Origin of the sequence: Leifsonia sp. Leaf336 (assembly GCF_001423695.1) — a bacterium.
Lineage (GTDB): Bacteria > Actinomycetota > Actinomycetes > Actinomycetales > Microbacteriaceae > Leifsonia.
Map to the genome: position 1 here is coordinate 1 of NZ_LMOZ01000004.1, position 19,717 is coordinate 19,717.

The following is a 19,717-nucleotide window of genomic DNA, read 5'->3' on the forward strand; positions in this document are numbered from 1 at the left end:
CATCGCCTGGTTGTAGGAGGTCGTGGTGACCGTCCCCCAACTGTCCGTATAGGAGGTCTGCTCCCCATCCAGGTTGACCACCGTGGTGATCGTCCCGCCCGTCGGGGTCGAGGACTGGGTGGAATCCGTCACCGTGGCGGTGAGCGGGTCACCGACCTGGTTGCCGTTGCTGTCGTAACCGCCGGCCGAATAGGTGTAAGTGAGGGTGCGGGCCGGTTGGCCACCGAACGCTGGATAGGTCTGCGTTTGCACCCGCCCGCGGTTGTCGTAGCTGGTGCACGCCCACGTGGAATCTCCGGGAGCGAGGGCACCGGCGACACGGCCCATGACGTCGTAGACGTACTTCGTCACCAACGCGGCCCCTGTGGCCGGGGTCGGCCCAGTCACCGACATGGTCAGCCCGTCCTGCGGGGTTCCAAGGGGCACACCGCAAATGGCCGTACTCAGACAGGACCGCCGCGTAGCCCTCAGGCACCACCAGCTCGCTCATGACTCAGGACCCTAGCCGCGCTGACTCACTGCCGACGACGATGGCCGGGCACGGCCCAAAAGTGCAACAACGTGTGGCACAAATCGACCGCAACCAGCTACCCACGCCGTCCCGCTTCGATCTTGTGGCGCACATCTTTGTCGTCTGAGATCACCGCCAGCCCACCGCTACTCGCGCGATCTACCGAACTACGGCAGTGGGTCGATTCGTCCCGTCCAGCGCTGCCTGCCAACGATGGAGGCCGCATCAATATGCAGCTCAAGGGGGAGTGAGATACCAGGAGCCGTGAACACGGTACGGGTCGACTCCGGCTGCCACGTGTCGTCAGGGCTGAGTGGCTCCCACCAACCGTCGTATGGCTGGGCAGTGTTGTGTAGGGGAATGTGTAATTTCGGCGGCGAGCTGCGACGTCAGCGGAAGCCCAGCGTTAAGTGACGCGCCTGCACTCAATAGAACAGTCGTGCGGTTCTGCGGATCGAAGGATTCGCCCATTTCGCTAGGTCACCGGGTTTCGACTGGATCGTTCAGTTGGCCGGCTTGCTCCGCCGAGATCGCGGCCTCGAGATCCATTCGGCTGGTCTTCAGAATCTGGAGCTGGATTCCGACGATGGCCGCGTAGCCTACGCGCAGTGATCCGCGGGGCGTCCAGAACGCCTTTGACCCGCGCCTAAGCGCGACAAGCGGCGATAGCGCACCGAGAGTGACAACGATAGGTAGCGCCACGGCGCTAATTATCACCAAAGGCGGAAGTCCGCTGCTGTTGGGTTGGATCGCGACCGCCACTGGCACACTGCAGAGAAGCAGGCCGATTAGGACAACTAACACTCGAGTGCCTGCGAGGTTCGGCTTCGAGATCTTTCCCAACCTCAAAGCGGCGATGAGCACGGTCAGCGTGATTGCGATTGCGGCTATCGTTCCGACGAACAGCCATATTGCGAGCAGCTGTGACAGTACGGAGCCCGGGGTCGACTTGGCTGTTTGCGTTGGCTCCGCAATCACGATCGCGCCTGCATACGCGAGAGTAATCGCCGCAGACCACAGCGCGGCTATCAGAACACAGCCCAGTAAGTAGCCAGCTGGGAATTTGACGGCACGTTTGAGCTCGCGTCGGACAACGGGCACGTTCCAGCGGAGTCGACGCCATTGCCGAATTTCAAGCGAATCCCGCTGGTCAGCTCGAACAATCATCGTTGCCGCATCTGCGGCGAAAAAAACGATTCCCGCCGTCGAGACCGTGATCAGTGCCAGTGCCCCGGGCTCGGTCCCTTGGAATCGAGCGAACAGAAAAATCCAGCCCACGATCGCCACGGCTCCTGTCGCGGCTGCAAGATTGTTGAACCGTGGGGCTCGACGTCTGGCGAAGGAATCTCGCTGCTGATGATTGCTCGATGCCGACACCTGGGCGGCAATCGTCAGCGCGGAGAGGACGGTCAGAAAGCCCCACGCGTCAGAGAGATCAATCGTGCTGACTGCCGCAGGGACTTTCGCCCCGAATGGTTGAATGCTGATCGCCAGCCAGAGCCCAACGAGGTACAACAGCGCGGTAGTGGCGACCGCGACTCGCCAAAGGCCTGACATAAGGCCCGTCACAATGAACACTCGCGTGGTCTGCGGCGTGCTCGAGAGAGCGCTTGTATTGTCGTCGGATCGGTTGATCATCTGAGGCTCCTGCCGGCCGACCGTCTATCGCACGAGCACATCGTAAGACCGGGGTCCTAAATGTCGAGTTCGACGTCGCGGCCGTTGATCGTGACCAGGATGCGCGGGTTCTGGGCGCCCGTCGCGGTCAAGTAACCGCGGAGGGTGGACAACAGCATGTCGTCGCGCTTCTCCAGCTGCGACACCGCCCCCTGAGTCACATGCAGCTCGCGGGCGATCTCGGCCTGGGTCCGCTTGCCGGCTTCCCGGACCATCGCCAGGCTCATCGCATACACCCGGTCCATCTCGTCCGCTTCAGCGTCGAACTGCTCGACTTCCGCGGGGGGAATCTCGGCGATCATCTGGTCCAGGCGATCGTTCCCGTTCACGAAATGCTTCCTGCTCATGACTCCTCCTCTGTGTCTTCCAACCAACGCTCAATGATCTGATCCGCCCGCGTGCCAACCGAGTCATAGAACACGTCACCCATCGACGCCTTCTCGCCGGCGAACAATGCCACCACCACCCGATCCTGATCCGGGGGGAACCAGCAGATCAGCCGCAACGCGATCCCCTCCCGATACGGGTGCGAGACCCGCCACACGGGGTACTGCCGCGACTGCCGAACGCGCTTGAGCATCGCCGTCTCTTCAACGGGAGCTGCGTCGAGCTCCCGCAGCCGACGCAACATGAGCACGAGCAGCCTGTACACCTGCTGGCCCCGCTCCGACTTGTCCGCCTCCAGCCGATCCAGCTGGCGATCGAAGTCGCGCGACCAGTCGATGTTCATACCTCAATATTAGCAGGAGCTATTATTAGCTGCAACTACTACCACCCTCATTCTGCCTCCGGTGGCAGTAGGGGAGCGGGGCCGGCTGTCTCGATTGGGCCCACCGCGGCCGTCCAGCAGCCCGCGCTGACCAGCTCAGAAGTGAGAGCAACTCCTGCCGCATGCTTCAGAAGTACAGACCCTCTGCCTTCGGTGCTGGCTCGCATGCCGCGTCGAGACCGTGGCTGTTCATGGTGGCGCGCCAAACTGACCGCCACACCTGTCTGGTCGAATCATCGGAGAGTTGGGCGTCAACCGAGGTTGTCCCTTGGAAGGTCCAGTGTGTCTTCTGATCGGCGGCCAACGCGAGGCGTGCCAGGATCGCGCGACGCACGAGATCGCGGAGACGGTCTACCGCGAACGCAAAGGATTCTGCGCCGAACTTGTCGTCGTGGTCGGGAACGACCCGGCGGAGTAGGCGCATGAGCTCTTTGATTTCCAACGTGCTTCCGTGTACGAGCTTGGAGCGGATGGAGTAGAGGTCGCTGACGTCTCGATAGATTGTCGGCGCCGGGTCGCTTTTGGTGGCGAGCAATGCGGCCGCGCGTGAGCGAAGGCGCAGTCCGACGTCTTCGGTACCCGCGTCGCCGCCGAGCAAGATGCCTTCCATGGACGTGGCGAGGTCAACGAGGGAATCTGCCAGGTCGTCCGACGCGTAGGAGCGGGTGAACCTAGCTAGTGCAAAGTCGAACGACGCGAACATGCGCTTTTCGCGAGTTACCTCAGCATCGTCGATCGCCTTTGCCAGGGCCGAAAACCCAGGAACGAGCGAGTCGGACAGAACCCCTACACGCTTAATCATCTGCGGACCCGAATTGGCGGAGGCGATCGCCTTCCCTAGCGGATGAAACTCGGACACCCGGCCTGTGGAACCGCTGATGCTCCACACCGCGCGCCCGGACGTGCCTGTCACCAACCGGGACAGCAGGAGGAACCGGTCTACGCGTCGACTGAGCGCTTCTAGCGCGGCGAAGGGATCTCGGCCCATGCTCGAGTTGGAGCGGGCAACGACAATGGCGCGGGGATGGTCGAACGCGATCGGCGGCGCGTCCAAAAACGCTTGCCGAGCCATGGGTATTTCGCGCATCACCATCCGCATCAACTCAGGAGCGAATGCGGGATCAGGAACCGGAATGATGGTTACATCCTCGAATTCGACCGGTTCCATAGTCGAGGTCGTCAGATGCGAGATGACCCTGCAGTGCACCAGACCGCGCGCGCCCGCTTGCAGTTGTTCAAGGAGATCATCGATCAGTTCGGCAACGAAGCTCCAGTTGGGGTCAGGGTCTTCGTCATAAGCGGCGGACGCGGCCACAGCCGCCTCGAGCAGACCGAAGATCCAATGACTTGCCGGCAACCGTTCCCCGGGCTCTAACGGCGCGATATTGAAGTGTTCCGGAAATGCCTGCCGCAGCGCTTTCTCTAGGGCCACGAATTCCGGCTCGTACATTACTGAACCGGCATAGTGCGTCCCCAGCTTGATGAAACGGCCGAACATCGGCACCGGCAACACCCGGATACGCGTGAGTTCGCGAAAACCCACTCTCAAGAACGCTTCGGCGGCGCTGCGGACTTCCACTAACGCCGGATCGAGTCGCTGCCCCACCGTAGGTCCTCCCCAATCGCCCCGACTCGCAACAATTGAGTCGCTCAATCACCGAGCGTATCGCCAACTACCGCCGCAAGATCAGCCAGGACGCCGTGGCCAGCGTATGCGGGTAGAACCGAGTGTCCATCAGACGGCGGGACCTTTGCTACGCTCTTTTCGAGCAATACCGGGGGGTACGTGTTTGGGTGGCGTCGAATAGATGCGACGTCATTCCTGTCGATCGTGTGGAGCTCCACGACTGACGAAGCGACAAGTCGAGGTGCTGGCCTGGCTAAGTGGCGGCGTCACGCATATTGAGATCGCCCGCAAACTCTTCATTACAGTGCACACCGTTGCCCACCACATCACCACAATGGAGGAACGGTTCGGGGTCGAGAACCGGGCTGCTCTCGTAGCCGCTGCGTTCGTGGCGGGAATACTGGATGCTCAGTGGTGGCCCCCGAGCCCAACTGGCAACCTCTGCACTCGTATCCCCACGACCAAGTGCGACGAGAAGGCCTAAGGCAGGGTGCCCGGATGTCGCCCGGGTCCCTGCCCTAGGTCAAATGGAAGCTAGAGCTGCCTACGGCGGCCCGCGATGTAGGTCACGACGGCCGCGAACAGTGCCAACCCAAATCCGACGACCACGACCTGCCAAACCGGCCAGGCGAATGACGTAAAGAGAAACAGTAGACCGCAGCCCACCACCACAAAAATGAGGAGGCTAGTCAGTAGCGGACTTCCGGCCCGGTTCTTTGTGCTTGACATCTCCACTTGAGTCTACCTAGTTCAGAATGCAGACGATGTAGGTTCCGGCCGCGCTACCTGCGATCGCGAGAGCTGCCCCGCCGGCGGTTACGGCATCAACACCCGGGATCCACACAGCGGCCAGAGTGACCAGGCCTGCGCCGCCGGCTGTGACAAGACCAGCCGCACTTCCCTGATGAATGCAGTCAGCAACCTTTTGCCCAGCCGCACTCTGATTGCTCGTCGACACCCCGCCACCACTTGGAGAGAAGGCCTTGATCGCTGACGTGGAGCCACCGCCAGCTGCCTGGATGGTGAAACGGTACGGCCTGGAGGAGCCGTCCTGATAGGGGAAGTCCTTGAACGAGATCTGAATCGACGTTGCCGTCGTTGTGTAGCCGCGAAAAGGTCCGGAGTAGCCGTCCTTGGAAACGATGACGGTATAGGAAGACGCTCCCGTCGCCGCACTCCAACCGACGGTCGCATAAGTCTGGGTGAAAGACACGTGAGCGTCAGTCGGAGTGCCAACAGCGGCGTTTGCCGGACCGGCAAACCCGAAGACCAGGGCCGCAGTCATTACGACTGAGGCAACGATCGTCTTCATGTGTTTCAACGTGAATCCCTTCGAGAGACTTCTTCACGGATTGAAGAAGTCCTCCGAACTTATGGACGAGGCCACGAGGCTCACATGGTACAAATCCGGAGTAGTTGGCAACCCACCAGATCGGGGGTTGTGCCTTCAGCATTGGCGGCGACTATCTTCAGGGAATGGCAAGCAGGGTGGTCCAGGCGCCAGCGCCGAAGGTCGAATCGTTCGTGTGTCTGCACAGTGCCGCCTTCGCCCAGCACACCGGGTCCGGTGTCTACTATGGCTGGGGAAATCGGCACCCCCTCGTGGAGGGCACTGTGCCCGTGCCGGAGACTTCGGGTGGCGTGAACACTGAGAGCGCCCCTCAGCAAAGTGAAGACGCGAATACGCAGGCCGATTGCGGCGAACGATGATGAGCACACGAGCCGCGTTGAGACCGAGCATCCCCGTCACAATCCTCTCTGCGGTGGCCGCATGCGGAGCGTATCTATGGGTGTTGACGATCGGCGTCACCAGCATGCAGGGGCGATACGACTCACGATGGAATAGCTACCCGGTCGGCCCTGCTGTCGTCGTTTTCATCGCGACGATGCTCGTGTTGCTCGCAGCGATGGCCCAGCTTTGGCGCCGAGGCCAAAAACCAACGTGGAGCAACCTGCTGTGGGTTGCGGGGCTGCTCACATGGTCCGCCCTTGCGTCAAACTTTGTCGTGTGGGCTGTGGAAGCCACGGACTCCCTGGCCGGATGGACGGGCTTATTCCTGCAGCTGAGTGGCCTCACCATCGGACTCGCCGTTTTCGCCGCGGTCGCCGGGCTGGGCTTGCGCTGCACGGAAATCATCCGACACCGCCGGTCCAGTCGACCCTCATCTCGTGGAGGGGCCGCCAGTTGAGGCCTCGCGCCAAGGCTATGCGGAATGTAGGACCGTACGATCGCGTGCGGTAGTTGAGTACCCAGCTCTGCCGATCGTGTCGGCTGGCCACTGAGTTGCTTCGGGGTCGCAGCGCATCGCGCTGAGCAGCGGAGCCCGCTCGTGGCTCAGTTCCGACGGCTTCCGGCGCTCTTGTCGGCGCAGCAAGCGGAGCCGCCGTCAAAGCGTCCGAGAGTGTGATCACCTACTTCTCGGGCCTCCAGGAACGCTCGCGGGCCAAAGCGATCTGGGACGTGATGCTCTCATTCCGAGACCCGGATCACCGCTAGCGACAGGCCAAACTCGACCGCTGATAATATTTATTATGTCAGCTCGACGCCTCTTCGACACGCGACACCGACGCGGAGGTCACCGCTGCGACATCGAACGGGCGTATTGCCCGCCGCTGGCGTCTGCGCTCAGTTCGGGATTGTTCCCCGCGACGTCGACGTGCCGTCCATCGCGAAACGTCCACACTTGAAGGTCATACAGCCCGCGGTGCGGCGCTGGCCAGGTCAGGCGCATTCGTGCTCGACTTCGCCGGACTGTTCGGCGACGGAGAGCGCCATGAAACAGTTCTTGCAGAACGTCTCTACGCGTTCGCACGAGCACCACGCGCACTCCGGGCATTTCGGGTCGCCGCACACGTCGTGGATTTCCACGGTCTCGTCAACGACGAACACCTCCCCGCAGGCGGGATTCGGGCATTCATGCCAGCGGCGGGCCCACTCCTGCTGTCGCCCGTACACCTGGTTCGGCGTGATGACGACGAACGCGTACCCGCCCGTGTGGTCAATGACGAGCTCCGCCGTTAGGTCCGTAAGCGTCCACCCAGACATCGCCCGAAGCCCCACCTGGAGAGGTGCGGTGAGACTGCCGCCGGCATTGGCTGCCTGGTCGAAGAGGCGTGCGAGGTCTGGCTGGACGATGCCGCGGGCGGGAGCGAAGACTTCGTCGTCGGTTGCGCGGGCGAAGATGACCCGACCTTCGAAGTCGCAGACGACGACCGTTCCGGCGCGGCCCGTGGACGTTAGCTCCACCATGCGGCTTGCGACCGCTGACCGTGACGCCCGAACCTGTGCGTACACGCTCGCGAGAGCCCGCGCACTCAGCCCAGCGTCGTCGGGGACAGCGTCTTCCGGGATGAGCACGGCGGCTGCGAAAGCGTCAGCGACCTTCTCCTCGACTTTGTCGCCTCGGGCCGCGGGGAGGGAGTAGCGGACGTCCGCCCAGTCAGCATGGTGCCGTTGAACGTGGTGACCGTACTCGTGGACGATGGTGAAGTTGTCCCGCTCAGCCGATAGTGACGGATGAACGACGATGACTGAGGGCTCCCCGCCTCGGTACCGGTAGTACCCGTAGACCGAGCAAGTCGGGGCGAAGTCGGTGGCGTATTCAAGCTCTAGCTCGAGGTTGTCGACAACCGCGGACTCCGGGTCGTCGCCGAGAGCGGTGATATCGATGACACCGCGTTCCGCTTCCAGCCGTGCGAGTTCGTCCGCGATGCCGCGGTAGTCGTTCCGTTCGACCATGAGCCGGAACTGTTCGAGCTCCACAGCACCCACAATCAGCGCGCCGTTCGAAGTCTGTCGATGGTTGCCTGCATCCGCGCGTGCGCGTTCCCGTCGGAGCGAGCAGCGAGACCGTATTCGCTGCGGACGATGTCGCGTGCGAGAGCCTCTGACACGTTCCACGACTTGGCGAGGCCGAGTATCGGCTCTTTGAACAATGGTTCTATCAGCATCAGCGCGCCCGCGTCGGTCCCCGGGTTCAGCAAGGCATCAGGCTCTAGGCGGAGGGCTGCGGCCAGAGCTGCCACCTGCTGATCTGTCGGGGCGATCTCACCACGGAAGAGGCCCACAGCGAGTGCGGTACCGATGTGGAGGATGCCGGCTAGATCCCCAAGCTGCACGCTCCGAGCTCGGAGGACGTCGGCGTTCAGCGGAGTGGTGCCGGCGGTCAGCTTCGGCCACGTGTCGAGGCAGATTCGCTCCCAGCGCTCCACCATCTCATCGCTTATCGCCTGTGCTTCCTCGCCCTCGACTGTGCGAGGGGCCAGCGGCAACGGGTACTCGGTCCCTCCGTCGTCGATGACGGACTCGACGATGCGCATTGTCCGCGACGTAAGCAGTGAACGGTATTTTCGGTGAAGCATGTGGAGGCCGATACCGGTCTCACGTGCCGGCCAGGCGAGTAGCGGCACACCAAGCGGCGTGGACGCGACCTCAAGGACGTCCTCGAAGACCGGCGTGTCAGCGGTGGTCACCGGCCAGCAGAGGGCGAACGTCGTGTGCACGCTAGCGAGAACTGCGAGGCCCAGCGCTTCGCCATCAGCGGAGATGAGCCAGAGGTCCCCAGCTTCCGGAGACGCCACGCTCTCGCCGCGCCAGACGTCGACGTCGACACCGATGGGCGGGGTCTCAATCGTGAACATGCGGGAGCGCTTTCGATTCGGGTAGGGAGAGTCGTTCAAGGTATCAGAGTCACGGGTCGTTGCGGGACATGTAGTGCGCCATGACCGCGCCGAGCAGCGGCTCGGTCAGTGTTGCCTTGTAGTCGCACCACGTCGGGTCCCCTGTCCACCGTTTCTTCACCGACCGCAGGTAGCGGTACGTCCACCAACCGTCTTCGGTGAGCCCAAGCGACGTGTCTGCAGGACTGATGAGGTCCTCGCCGTTGCCGACAGACGTCGTCCTCGACATCGCACTCCAGATGTACCCGTTGGTGGGCAGTTCCGCTACGCAGACCATAGGTCGTGGCGTCGGGTGGGCGTCCCCTTCGAGGGTTGCGTCGGGGTGGACGTTGTAGATGTCCCCGCGCTTGGCGTCAGCACCTGGCATCCCCACACGCTACCGGGAGCTGGACTCCAGGCGGTGCGCCCCGTTCGGTGGTCACACACCATTGGCTGGCGTGTGATCGGCTGTCGAGATCGTCATGGCCGGACTTACCGGAGTTCGGTCGTCCAGAATCGACTTTGAGAGGCGTCACGCCGCTACAGGCGCCTCACCGACAGTGTGTTGGGGGGTCCATGATGTGGGAAGCAGCTGCTGCGATAGACCCTGATGGTAGCCGCGGTGGACGTCAACGTGCGTGAACGGCACTTGAACGAACCGGCACTCGCCCACACCCCCGCGCCTGTTAGAGTGCGCCGATGTATATATCATGTCAGTTCGTAGCGGGTGTATTGGCAAGTTCTGCAAATCCGCCTTCCTCGATAACCAATGTGAAGCTGTTCCTCGACTCCGACGTCGACCCGGCCTAGGACTGGAATCCCGGCCGCCTCACGACTTGCCCGCCATCTCGAAGCTCCACCACTCGCGCCGAGTTAGGCCTTTGCGCGCTCGATCGAATGCGCCAAGTTCGCGGCCGCGGTCGCTCCATCGGCGAATGAAGTGAAGTGTCGATTGCGAAGAACAACCATCGGCAAGGAGACCCGGCCACCGGTCCCGGAGGAAAGCTCCACGAACACCCGATGACGGAACGAATAGCCAGTATTCGAGGTCGAGCGCACCCGCACGTCAAGGACGTCCCTCAAGTCCAAAACCAAGGACGGACCGGGTTGTCGCGGCGACCAAAACGCAATCGTGTCTCCGCTGATTAGCACCAGGACATGTCTCGGGACATGCGCGCCGGGCGGGAGACTCTTGAGACGATTGACCCCAAAACGAAAATCGGCAGAGGCAAGGATTCGCGCAACGGTCGCGTTCGGGAACTCAGCCTGGAGCGCCCGATAAGCAAGCAGGCTCGGCCGAGCTTGCAGCGCAAGTCCTACGAGGATGAATACTGCGCCAGCTACTAGGAAGAGGACCACCCCGGTGGCTGCCGGGGCTCCTCCCGCTTGATCGGCACCAATCACCGCGCGCGCGGCGAAAAAAACTGCGAAAGTCACGCCCCCGATGAACGTGAATGTAGCCCTTGCGGAGGGTTTCATGTCGGATGCTTCGCTGCCCATGCACGTGCTTCAGCTCGCCTACGCTTGAGCTCCGCCTCGGAAAGAAAGGTTTCCCCGGCGGACCTAATGATCACATACGTGACCGGTTCGATCTGGTCCAAGTTTTGGTACTGCGCAGGCTGCCAGGTGAAGCCTTTCTCACGTTCTCGTCTCGCCTGCAGCTGATACGCGGCGATGAAGGCTAGGCATAGTAGTGCCGCCACGATCAATCCGCCGAGCATCGAGAAGAAGACCGATGTTGCCAATTGATCGGGGTGACTGGGTCTGGACAGCACTGTGATCGCAGTAGCGAAGCAGAACGCGACAAACACACCTATGAACCACATGCCAATTCTCGAGACCCGATACGAAGAGGGTCCGGAGACTGGCGCGACTCTGCGAAAGTCTTTCATTTGTTCAGCCCTTGCAATCCGGTGGAAACAGCCACGAACCCCAGCCCGCCGCGTTACCGGCGGCCCCGATATTGACGCCGAAGGCGCCAAAGCCTCCAGAAATCTGATCCGTGACCGTGCCTGTTGCTCCCATCATCTTTGCAAGCGGACCCGGAAGTGCCGTACCTAGAGATACTAAGTCGAGGACGCAGCCGGTTGCGTTTCCTCCCGTCATCCAGACGTCTGTGCAGTCGATACCTGCAGCGCCGATCCCCGCTCCGAGCGATATCGCGCCGAACATTCCCGAGAGTTCAGGCTGGTCCTCTGCAGTCGCAACCGCCCCCAACGCGCTAAGGCTCGCAAGCGCCCCCAGCCCATTGGAAAGTAGCCTGTTCTGTTCGCCGACACCGCGATCGGGGTTGCAAGCGGGGCTGACGGGCCTCGGCTTCGGTACGGAATAAGCGTTGGTGCCCACATTGGTTGTCACAGCCTGGGCAGCTGCGCGGTGGGCTGACCCCATGACGGGTGCAGTGGTTCCATAGTCGTTTAGGCGGAACCCATATTGACCGGTGAGATCGTTCCCGTTGATGGGGTCATTCGGATAGTTGTAGTCGTTGGCGTTTCCGCCCGCGACGGGATCGACGGAGAGGAACCGCCCGAGGAGGGGTACGTATTGGCGGGCGCCCATTTCGATGGTGGCGAGGCCGTCGAGGGTGAGTAGGCCTTTGCCGTGGGCGCCTTCGTATCCGTTGGACACGTTCGGGGTGGTGGTGTTGACGGGTCCGGAGGTGTCGGCGGTGGTGGTGCCGATGCAGCCGGTGGTGGGGTTGATGGGGTCACCGAAGGGGTCATACAACGCCACGGCACCGGTCCGGACACCCGCCCCGTCGGTCGTGACGAGAACGTGTCCAGTCAGGCCCGGGTAGGACCACACCTGCCCGGCGGAGCGGATGCTGACGGTCGCTCCTCCAGGCAGGCTAAGCGTTTCCTCCTGCGTGGTGTTGCTCGTGGTGAGGGTGAATGCGGCCGAGCTTGCGCCGCCCGCGTACGCGTAATGGACCGTCGTGGCTGTGCCGCCGGCGGGGGTTTGGGTCATTGCGATGACCCGATCGGTCGCGTCGCGCTGGTAGGTGACCGTCGTCCCGTCGACCAGCGTGGTGCTCAGGTGCCGGTTGGTGTCGTCATAGCCAAGGGCCTCCGTGCCGAGGGTGGTGATGTTGCCGTGGCTGTCGTACACCAGGTTCGCGCCCGACCCGGCCGAGGTGAGGTTGGTGCCCATCACGATGTCCGGGTTGGCGGGCGCGCCGGTGATGGTGTCGGAGGTGAGCCGGTCGGCGTTGTCATAGCAGTAGCCGACGGTGACAGTCGGATTCGGGCTCGATGCGCCGGGGGCAGTGGTGATGTCCGTCATCGAGGTGCGGTTGCCGTCCTTGCCCGCTGCCGTGTTGGCCCCACAGCCGCCGCTTGCGGCGTACCCGTAGGTGAGCTGGTTGTAGGGCACGCTCGCGGTAACCAGCCGGCCGACGGTGTGCCGTGTTGGCCCCACAGCCGCCGCTTGCGGCGTACCCGTAGGTGAGCTGGTTGTAGGGCACGCTCGCGGTAACCAGCCGGCCGACGGTGTCATACCCGTAGGTGGAGACGTAGCTGGTGGGCCCGTCGGCGATCGTGTCCTGCACGATCCGCCCGGCCTGCGACCGTGCCACCGTGTCGCTGACCGGCGTCTGCCCGGCCGCGAACGCCCACGCCACGGAGGTCTGCGCCCCGGTGGGTGTGTACCCGAACGTTCCGGAGGTGCCGTTGCCGGCGTTGCTGGTGCCGCCCGGGTAGGCGACCGCGGTCAGGACACCGGTCGTGTAGGTGGAGGTGGCGATGGTGTTGCCGTCCTCGGCGACGGCCACGGTCTGCCCGTCGTCGTTGTACGCGTACGCCTCGGTGTGCGTCGACCCGTCCGGAAGCTTCACCGTGGCCGAGAGGGTCTGCATCCACGATCATCGTCCATCGGCCCAGGACGGACAGCCTGCCGTCGAGGCTAGCCAGCTGGCCTCATGCTTGTCTCGCTTGTGCGATTATTCTCTTCTCTTCGTCTCACGACAAAGGTTCGGTCCCGGCGTTCCGCAGAATCAGTCCTGATGTGACATCGCGTTGGGGCACGACCCCGACGAGCCATCGAAGAGTCGTGTAGCCGTGGGAAATCTCGTCGAAGAAGGCGCGGGCGAAACGACGCTGAAATCCGAGTATGACAATTCCCAGCAGACATGCAAGGAGAGGCGACGATGCGACGCCCATCACGATCGGAGGCCAGGTCGCACCGACAGCGTTGAGGATGTGCCCGGCTATGCCCGAAACATAGAGCAGTCCAAGAGCAGTAGTCACACCCAGAAGCGCTTCGAACGTGCCGCGAGCATTCGTGCTCAGAGTACTGAGAGTGGTCGACTCCGGCGAGTGGGCGCCGACTTCCCGAGGTTCCGACGGCGGCAAGTTCGTCGTTTCTGTCAGGACGTGAGTTATGAGATTCCGACATTCACGGCGTGAGCGAAGCCCGGGAAGCGACCTTGACCTTATCGAAAGAAACAGCGAACAGCGACCGGCCTCGGTTTGAAGGTCCAGACGGACTCCCGGCACGGAACCCCAACCGTTCGACACCCTTACGTCTTGGATGCTCGTCAGCTGCTGGGCAGAGAACGCGAATACCTCCTGGAGCCTTCGAGACCCGACGTACCCGCGAATCGTTCCAGGGCCAGCGGCGATGGTAAGCGCCGTCAGACCGAAGCGCACCAATCCTGTGGGGCCACGTAAGGGATCTAGGGCGATCAAGCTCGCCGCAGTCGCGGGATCAAGAGCGGCCTCCCAAACCAACACGGTTGGGTTCAGCTGCTTTAGCTTCCGAAGCCTGACCGAGGCGTGCACGTTCGCGACCACGACAGGGGTAGTAATGACCACGGCCGCAACAAGACTTCCGATAAGGACACCGAGTCGAAAGTCTGTGGTCTGTGCAGCACCAAGGTTGGACGCAATCCCATCCAGCGCCACGAGGGCTACCAACACCGGCACGATGTAGAGCCCCCGGAGGAACCGGGTGAAACCCGTCATCTCACCGGCTAAAGCACGGCGTGTCATTGGCGCGCACTACCTTTCGCTCCTTCAAAACGCTCTACCGGTCTTGAGCCCATGATTGAGAAACTCTGAGATCGCGTGGCTCGCGATAAAGCATGGTATCGCCGCAGTTCCCTCGGTGATCCCCGTGCACGCTACGCCCGAGAGGCCACCGATAATGAATGTGGTGCCGTCGATAACCAGGTCTCGCGGATGCGACTGGTAGTACCGGACCTTTTGGACGATCTTACGATTGGTCCGCTGGGTAACCTTTGCTACCGACTTGTGCGTCCGAGCGTTACAAGCTGATCGGGCATGCCCATGCAGATACGCTGAACAAGACCCAGCAATGCCACCCTTCTCACCACTGATGTCCTGACTGTTGATGGGGTCGTTGGGGTAGTTATAGGTGTTGCTGTTGCCGTCGACGATGGGGTCTGTGGAGAGAAACCGGCCGAAAAGTGGGATGTACTGTCGGGCGCCCATTTCGACGGTGTTGAGACCATCGAGGGTGAAGGAGCCTCTGCCGTGCTGCCCTTCAAACCCGTTCGAGACGTTCGGCGTTGTTGTGTTGCTTGGTCCGGACGCATCTGCTGTGGTGGTGCCGATGCCGCCGCTGCCCGGATCGATGGGGTCGCCGAACGGGTCGTACAGCCCAACCGCGCCGGTCCGGGTTCCCATCGCGTCCGTAGTGGTGAGGTCGTTACCCGTTAGGCCCGGGTAGGACCACACTTGTGCGGTGGCTCGGATGCTGACGGTGACGCCACCCGGCAGGGCGAGAGCCTGCTCCTGCGCCGTATTCGTTGCGGTGAGCGTGTAAGCGGCCGCGTCGTCGGTGCCACCGTACGAGTAGTGGGTGGTTGTGGCGGTCCCACCGGCGGGGGTTTGGGTCATCGCTATGACCCGGTCGGTCGCGTCGCGCTGGTAGCTGACGGTTGTCCCGTCGACCAGGGTGGTGGTCTGGTGCCGGTTGGTGTCGTCGTAGCCGAGGGTCTCCGTGCCGAGGGTGGTGATGTTGCCGTGGGTGTCGTAGACCAGGTTCGCCCCCGACCCGGCCGAGGTGAGGTTGGTGCCCATCACGATGTCCGGGTTGGCTGGCGCCCCGGTGATGGTGTCGGAGGTGAGCCGGTCGGCGTTGTCATAGCAGTAGCCGACGGTGACGGTCGGATTCGCGCTCGAGGCGCCGGGGGCGGTGGTGATGTCGGTCATCGAGGTGCGGTTGCCGTCCTTGCCCGCTGCCGTGTTGGCCCCACAGCCGCCGCTTGCGGCGTACCCGTAGGTGAGCTGGTTGTAGGGCACGCTCGCGGTAACCAGCCGGCCGACGGTGTGCCGTGTTGGCCCCACAGCCGCCGCTTGCGGCGTACCCGTAGGTGAGCTGGTTGTAGGGCACGCTCGCGGTAACCAGCCGGCCGACGGTGTCATACCCGTAGGTGGAGACATAGTTGGTGGGCCCGTCGGCGATCGTGTCCTGCACGATCCGCCCGGCCCGCGACCGTGCCACCGTGTCACTGACCGGCGTCTGCCCGGCCGCGAACGCCCACGTAGTTTCGTCTAACTATCAGGTGTTATTTGCACGCCAAGGGGACGCAGTCGATGGGTCGCAGGAGCCCGGAAACAGCTCGATCGGAAGGACGACACCGATGCTTCCGCGTTGAATCGGAGCCAAATAGCCGTACCTCTTCGAACGGATCGAGAGGGTGTAATCACCGAACGGGAACCTATTCAGCCGGTCGCCGTTTCGGACCCACATGGCATCGGCGTCGAAAGAACTCGCTAACACGTCGCCCTCACGGTCACGCTGCTCGGCCACCCGTATGTTCCGCCTGAGTTGGGTGCCAAACGGAACCAACGACCACAGGCACCCTATCATCCAAATCAGACACCATTGCCACGCTAAAGGGCCGCCAGTTATCAACATCGTGCTCGCAACTCCCAACATGGTGCAGGTCAACACGAATACGAGGATCCAAGCTGGCCGTGAGCGGAACTCGAAAGCGTAAAGCGCGACCATTCGGGCCCGACTCGAATGCCGACCGACGTTCGAACGATAAGGAAATTCATCAGGCGGCTGCACCTGCTTCTCATTCACCGGATGCCCGTTCACGTGGTGACTCTATCCGTCAACTTCAGGGACGATATCGTCCTCGGGTTCTTCTCCCGCCGGTGGTTTCCAGTCGAGAGGTTGCGGGTGCTTGAAGTGGATTCACAACGAGCGAGAACATCCATTTCTCTCAAGGTCGTTTCTTGTGATCCGGATCCGCGCCTTCTCCTGTCCCATGAAGAAGTCGACGTCGAGACCAGATGATCCACATCAGCTCACCAACCGCGAGGAAGAGGCCACCTACGGCAAGTACATAGCTTGCGGTCTGCCATCCGAAAAAGATTGCCGGGATGCTACCCAACGCCAGAAAGATCAGGCCAAGTGCGACGCCGCGCCAGTGGCGCGCCCCCTTGCCTTCCACTCCATCCTCCTCCTAGCGACCCACATGTCCAGCAGACTAGTGCCACGCCAACTACTACTGCGAGCGGTGGCGCCTCGATGAATACGACGGATGCTAAGGACGCAGCGCATTGAGACGTTCCGTTCCCGTTGGGATCCGCAGGTGCCGGCCCTGAGTACGTGAGTCAGTGCCGGTACTCGGGCTGGTATAGCATCCCCCGGAAGACGAGAAATACGCGGTTGGAGCCGTTCATTACGGCTTACGCGCTCACACGTTAGGACCCGGCCTCCAGGTGATGTCGGGTCATACGCAAAATCTGCGGACACGCCCTGCGGTTTATTCAGAAGAGACATTATCCAGTGTGCGTTGTAATCCAGGCCTCCGGCGTGCCGATCGCCCGCGGGGTCACCAGTCCTGATACGCGCCTCCGAAGCTAGAGACAGACCCCGCTCCGCTCAGGACGCCTGCGAAGGCCCCACCCGCGCTGTGCGCGGCCTCCGTTCCCGGTTGTCGTAGCTGGTGCACGCCCACGTGGAATCTCCGGGGGCGAGGGTGCCGGCGACACGACCCATGACGTCGTAGACGTACTCACCAACGCGGTCCCTGTGGCAGGCGCGGGCCCGGTCACCGACATGGTCAGCCCGTCCTGCACCACTAAGCGTCCGCTATTGAGTGCATACAGCGTTGCCGGAGCGATTGCTCGTCCATGCGGCCCGGCGTCGCTGAGCATGAGGCCCCAGTCCCCAGTGAGGTCGTTGGCATTGATGGGGTCGTCGGGGTAGTTGTAGTCGTTGGAGTTGCCTCCAGCGATTGGGTCGACAGAAAGAACCGTCCCAACGGGGGCACGTATTGCCGGGCGCCCATTTCGATAGTGGCGAGCCCGTCGAGCGTGAGCAGGCCTTGGCCGTGGGCGCCTTCGTATCCGTTGGACACGTTCGGCGTGGTGGTGCTGACTGGGCCGGAGGTGTCGACGGGTGATGGTGCCGATCTCAACTCGGCCGTAGTTGTGGTATTGGTCAGCGCTATTGCCAAACTCGCGTGAGGCTATCTATGTGCCCGGACCACCCGCAAGGGCGCCGATGATGAAACTACCAAATTCCAGCCGTTACCGTTCAAAGCGCCAGGACTGTTGTCCAGTCGAAGATGGCTTATCCCCACTGGTTGCGAAAATGACACTCCGGCGCAACTCGCCTTTCTGCGTCAATTTTCGCTTAACCAGTTATCGATTACGGCCAGGTCGTCGCGAGGATCAAATCCTCGGTCGAATTCAATAGCTCCAATGCGACGCCGTATGATTGAAAACCCGTCGATATCGTCGCGAAATCCCGGGAGGTTTCCCGCTACTCGCAAAGCTTCTCTCGCCCTAGCCTCCGTCGAGAAGTAGCCGATTGTCATACCATCAGAGAATTCCCAATCTCCCGGGGTTGTTCTCGCATCCGTAAATCGCAACTGGTAGACGTATTCCTGCTCCGTCATGATTCCACCCGAACGAATCCTTCGGTCCAGTGCATTTCGTCGAGTCGGTACCTGCTAACGACCACACCAATCTCCCCTTCAAAGGTTCGCGTCTCTGCAAACCCGGGCAGGCCCGACGCTCGGTCTCGAACTCGTTGCGCGTCGACCTCCGTCCGGAAAACGCCGATGACGCGCACAGGGTCGAAATACCAGTCGTCATCGCGGACAACTTGGTACTCGTGGGCGACCTCCCAAACTTCCATAATCATGCCTCCAATTGGTTCAGAACCGGTTCCGGCTGATGTACTTCTTGATCCGGTTCCAGTCGGATGTGGGCCCGCGGCCCTTCGGCCCGGGCACCGTCCTACCGTTCTCATTGTGAATTCGCTCAGTGGCCTGATCGGGCGACTCGCCAGGTCGTGCGCGCGCACCCCTTGCCCATTCAGGTACATCATTCGCCTTCTCTTTACCACTCTTGCGGGTGGTCTTCTTTGCAGCCGCCTTCTTGGCGTACATCACGCCCGGTGCCGGCCCCGAATGAATGGATTGGACGCTGGCAATCGTGAAAATGACCGCGGCAGCAATCGCTAATCCTCCCGCGACCACCCAGCCAATCGGGTTCCAGTCCATGCTGATGTCAGCGACTTCCGCCCCACCGATTCCGGCAAGAGCCGCAGCGGCCCAAGCGATCATCTGACCTGTTAGGTCATTGCTGTTGATTGGATCATTCGGGTAGACGTAGTTGTTTTCGTTGCCTCCGGGCACGGGGTCGACGGAGAGGAACCGGCCGAGGAGTGGGATGTATTGGCGGGCGCCCATTTCGATGATGTTGAGACCGTCGAGAGTGAGGGAGCCTTTGCCGTGTTGCCCTTCGAACCCATTCGAGACATTCGGGGTCGTGGTGTTGCTGGGGCCGGACGTATCTGCAGTGGTGGTGCCGATGCTGCCTGTGCCCGGGTCGATGGGGTCACCGAACGGGTCGTAGAGCGCGACCTTCCCGGTCCGGATTCCGGCCGCATCGGTGGTGACGAGGTCGTTGCCGGTCAGCCCCGGGTAGGACCATACCTGTGCGGTGGCCCGGACGCTGACGGTGACGCCACCGGGGAGGTCAACATCCTGCTCCTGCGTCGCATTCGTCGCGGTCAACGTGAACGCGGACGCGTCTCCCGCGCCGTCGCACGCGTAGTGGACGGTGGTGGCGGTTCCGCCTGCGGGGGTTTGAGTCATCGCGATGACCCGGTCGGTGGCATCGCGCTGGTAGGTGACCTTCGTCCCGTCCGTGAGACTCGTGGATACGTGTCGGTTGGTGTCGTCGTAGCCGAGGGTTTCGGTGCCGAGGGTGGTGATGTTGCCGTGGGTGTCGTAGACCAGGTTCGCTCCCGACCCGGCCGAGGTGAGGTTGGTGCCCATGACGATGTCCGGGTTGGCGGGTGCGCCGGTGATGGTGTCGGAGGTGAGCCGGTCGGCGTTGTCATAGCAGTACCCGACGGTGACGGTCGGATTCGGCGCCGACGCACCGGGGGCGGTGGTGATGTCGGTCATGGAGGTGCGGTTGCCGTCCTTGCCGGCGGCCGTGTTGGCCCCACAGCCGCCGCTTGCGGCGTACCCGTAGGT

The 19,717-nt window shown here is 62.4% G+C and carries 18 protein-coding genes; 1 reads left to right on the forward strand and 17 read right to left on the reverse strand.

What is annotated here, in order from left to right; genetic code table 11:
* The 5 genes from ASF88_RS19920 to ASF88_RS19935 all read right to left on the reverse strand — a co-directional run.
* On the reverse strand, positions 1–393 hold a 393-nt coding region (locus ASF88_RS19920), incomplete at its 3' end, for a hypothetical protein (protein ID WP_157498458.1).
* Positions 394–991: 598 nt separating this feature from the next.
* A complete protein-coding gene (locus tag ASF88_RS20590) occupies positions 992–2,149 on the reverse strand; it encodes a hypothetical protein (RefSeq protein ID WP_157498459.1) in 1,158 nt (385 codons plus the stop codon).
* Between the two features lie 56 nt (positions 2,150–2,205).
* Complete coding sequence (locus ASF88_RS19925) at positions 2,206–2,535, reverse strand: sigma factor-like helix-turn-helix DNA-binding protein (RefSeq protein ID WP_055923137.1); 330 nt, start codon at positions 2,533–2,535, stop codon at positions 2,206–2,208.
* Positions 2,532–2,918 (reverse strand): hypothetical protein, encoded by a 387-nt coding sequence (locus ASF88_RS19930; RefSeq protein ID WP_055923139.1) that lies wholly within the window; start codon positions 2,916–2,918, stop codon positions 2,532–2,534. Before ASF88_RS19930 ends, ASF88_RS19925 begins: the two co-directional genes overlap by 4 nt.
* Positions 2,919–3,084: 166 nt before the next feature.
* A complete protein-coding gene (locus tag ASF88_RS19935) occupies positions 3,085–4,563 on the reverse strand; it encodes a HEPN domain-containing protein (protein ID WP_157498460.1) in 1,479 nt (492 codons plus the stop codon).
* Between the two features lie 202 nt (positions 4,564–4,765).
* Between ASF88_RS19935 and ASF88_RS21190 the strand changes: the two genes are divergently transcribed.
* The gene (locus tag ASF88_RS21190; RefSeq protein ID WP_082519116.1) at positions 4,766–5,068 is read left to right on the forward strand and encodes a helix-turn-helix domain-containing protein; all 303 of its coding nucleotides are present in this window, start codon (positions 4,766–4,768) and stop codon (positions 5,066–5,068) included.
* Between the two features lie 261 nt (positions 5,069–5,329).
* On the opposite strand, the gene ASF88_RS20595 is transcribed toward ASF88_RS21190, so the two are convergent.
* From ASF88_RS20595 to ASF88_RS19980, 12 genes are all read right to left on the reverse strand, one after another.
* Complete coding sequence (locus ASF88_RS20595) at positions 5,330–5,896, reverse strand: hypothetical protein (protein WP_157498461.1); 567 nt, start codon at positions 5,894–5,896, stop codon at positions 5,330–5,332.
* A 1,410-nt stretch (positions 5,897–7,306) separates the two neighbouring features.
* Positions 7,307–8,347, reverse strand: coding sequence for an ImmA/IrrE family metallo-endopeptidase (locus tag ASF88_RS19945; protein ID WP_157498462.1), 1,041 nt, complete (start codon positions 8,345–8,347; stop codon positions 7,307–7,309).
* A gap of 11 nt (positions 8,348–8,358) precedes the next feature.
* Complete coding sequence (locus ASF88_RS19950) at positions 8,359–9,225, reverse strand: hypothetical protein (RefSeq protein ID WP_055923147.1); 867 nt, start codon at positions 9,223–9,225, stop codon at positions 8,359–8,361.
* Positions 9,226–9,274: 49 nt separating this feature from the next.
* A complete protein-coding gene (locus tag ASF88_RS20600) occupies positions 9,275–9,631 on the reverse strand; it encodes a hypothetical protein (RefSeq protein WP_157498463.1) in 357 nt (118 codons plus the stop codon).
* Positions 9,632–10,718: 1,087 nt separating this feature from the next.
* Complete coding sequence (locus ASF88_RS20605) at positions 10,719–11,054, reverse strand: hypothetical protein (RefSeq protein WP_157498464.1); 336 nt, start codon at positions 11,052–11,054, stop codon at positions 10,719–10,721.
* An 85-nt stretch (positions 11,055–11,139) separates the two neighbouring features.
* Entirely contained in the window at positions 11,140–12,525 is a 1,386-nt protein-coding gene (locus ASF88_RS19960; protein WP_055923151.1) for an RHS repeat-associated core domain-containing protein, read from the reverse strand.
* Entirely contained in the window at positions 12,455–13,096 is a 642-nt protein-coding gene (locus tag ASF88_RS20750) for a hypothetical protein (RefSeq protein WP_055923153.1), read from the reverse strand. The genes ASF88_RS19960 and ASF88_RS20750 overlap by 71 nt, the downstream gene beginning before the upstream one ends.
* A gap of 103 nt (positions 13,097–13,199) precedes the next feature.
* Positions 13,200–14,204, reverse strand: coding sequence for a hypothetical protein (locus ASF88_RS20610; protein WP_157498465.1), 1,005 nt, complete (start codon positions 14,202–14,204; stop codon positions 13,200–13,202).
* 51 nt (positions 14,205–14,255) lie between these two features.
* Positions 14,256–15,506, reverse strand: a complete 1,251-nt coding sequence (locus ASF88_RS19970) for an RHS repeat-associated core domain-containing protein (RefSeq protein ID WP_162242600.1) — start codon at positions 15,504–15,506, stop codon at positions 14,256–14,258.
* 932 nt (positions 15,507–16,438) lie between these two features.
* Positions 16,439–16,669 (reverse strand): hypothetical protein, encoded by a 231-nt coding sequence (locus tag ASF88_RS20615; protein WP_157498466.1) that lies wholly within the window; start codon positions 16,667–16,669, stop codon positions 16,439–16,441.
* Positions 16,670–17,848: 1,179 nt separating this feature from the next.
* Positions 17,849–18,124 carry a hypothetical protein gene (locus tag ASF88_RS20620; protein ID WP_157498467.1) on the reverse strand — a complete coding sequence of 92 codons (276 nt, stop codon included), beginning with the start codon at positions 18,122–18,124 and terminating at the stop codon, positions 17,849–17,851.
* Between the two features lie 261 nt (positions 18,125–18,385).
* On the reverse strand, positions 18,386–19,717 hold a 1,332-nt coding region (locus ASF88_RS19980; protein WP_235493590.1), incomplete at its 5' end, for an RHS repeat-associated core domain-containing protein.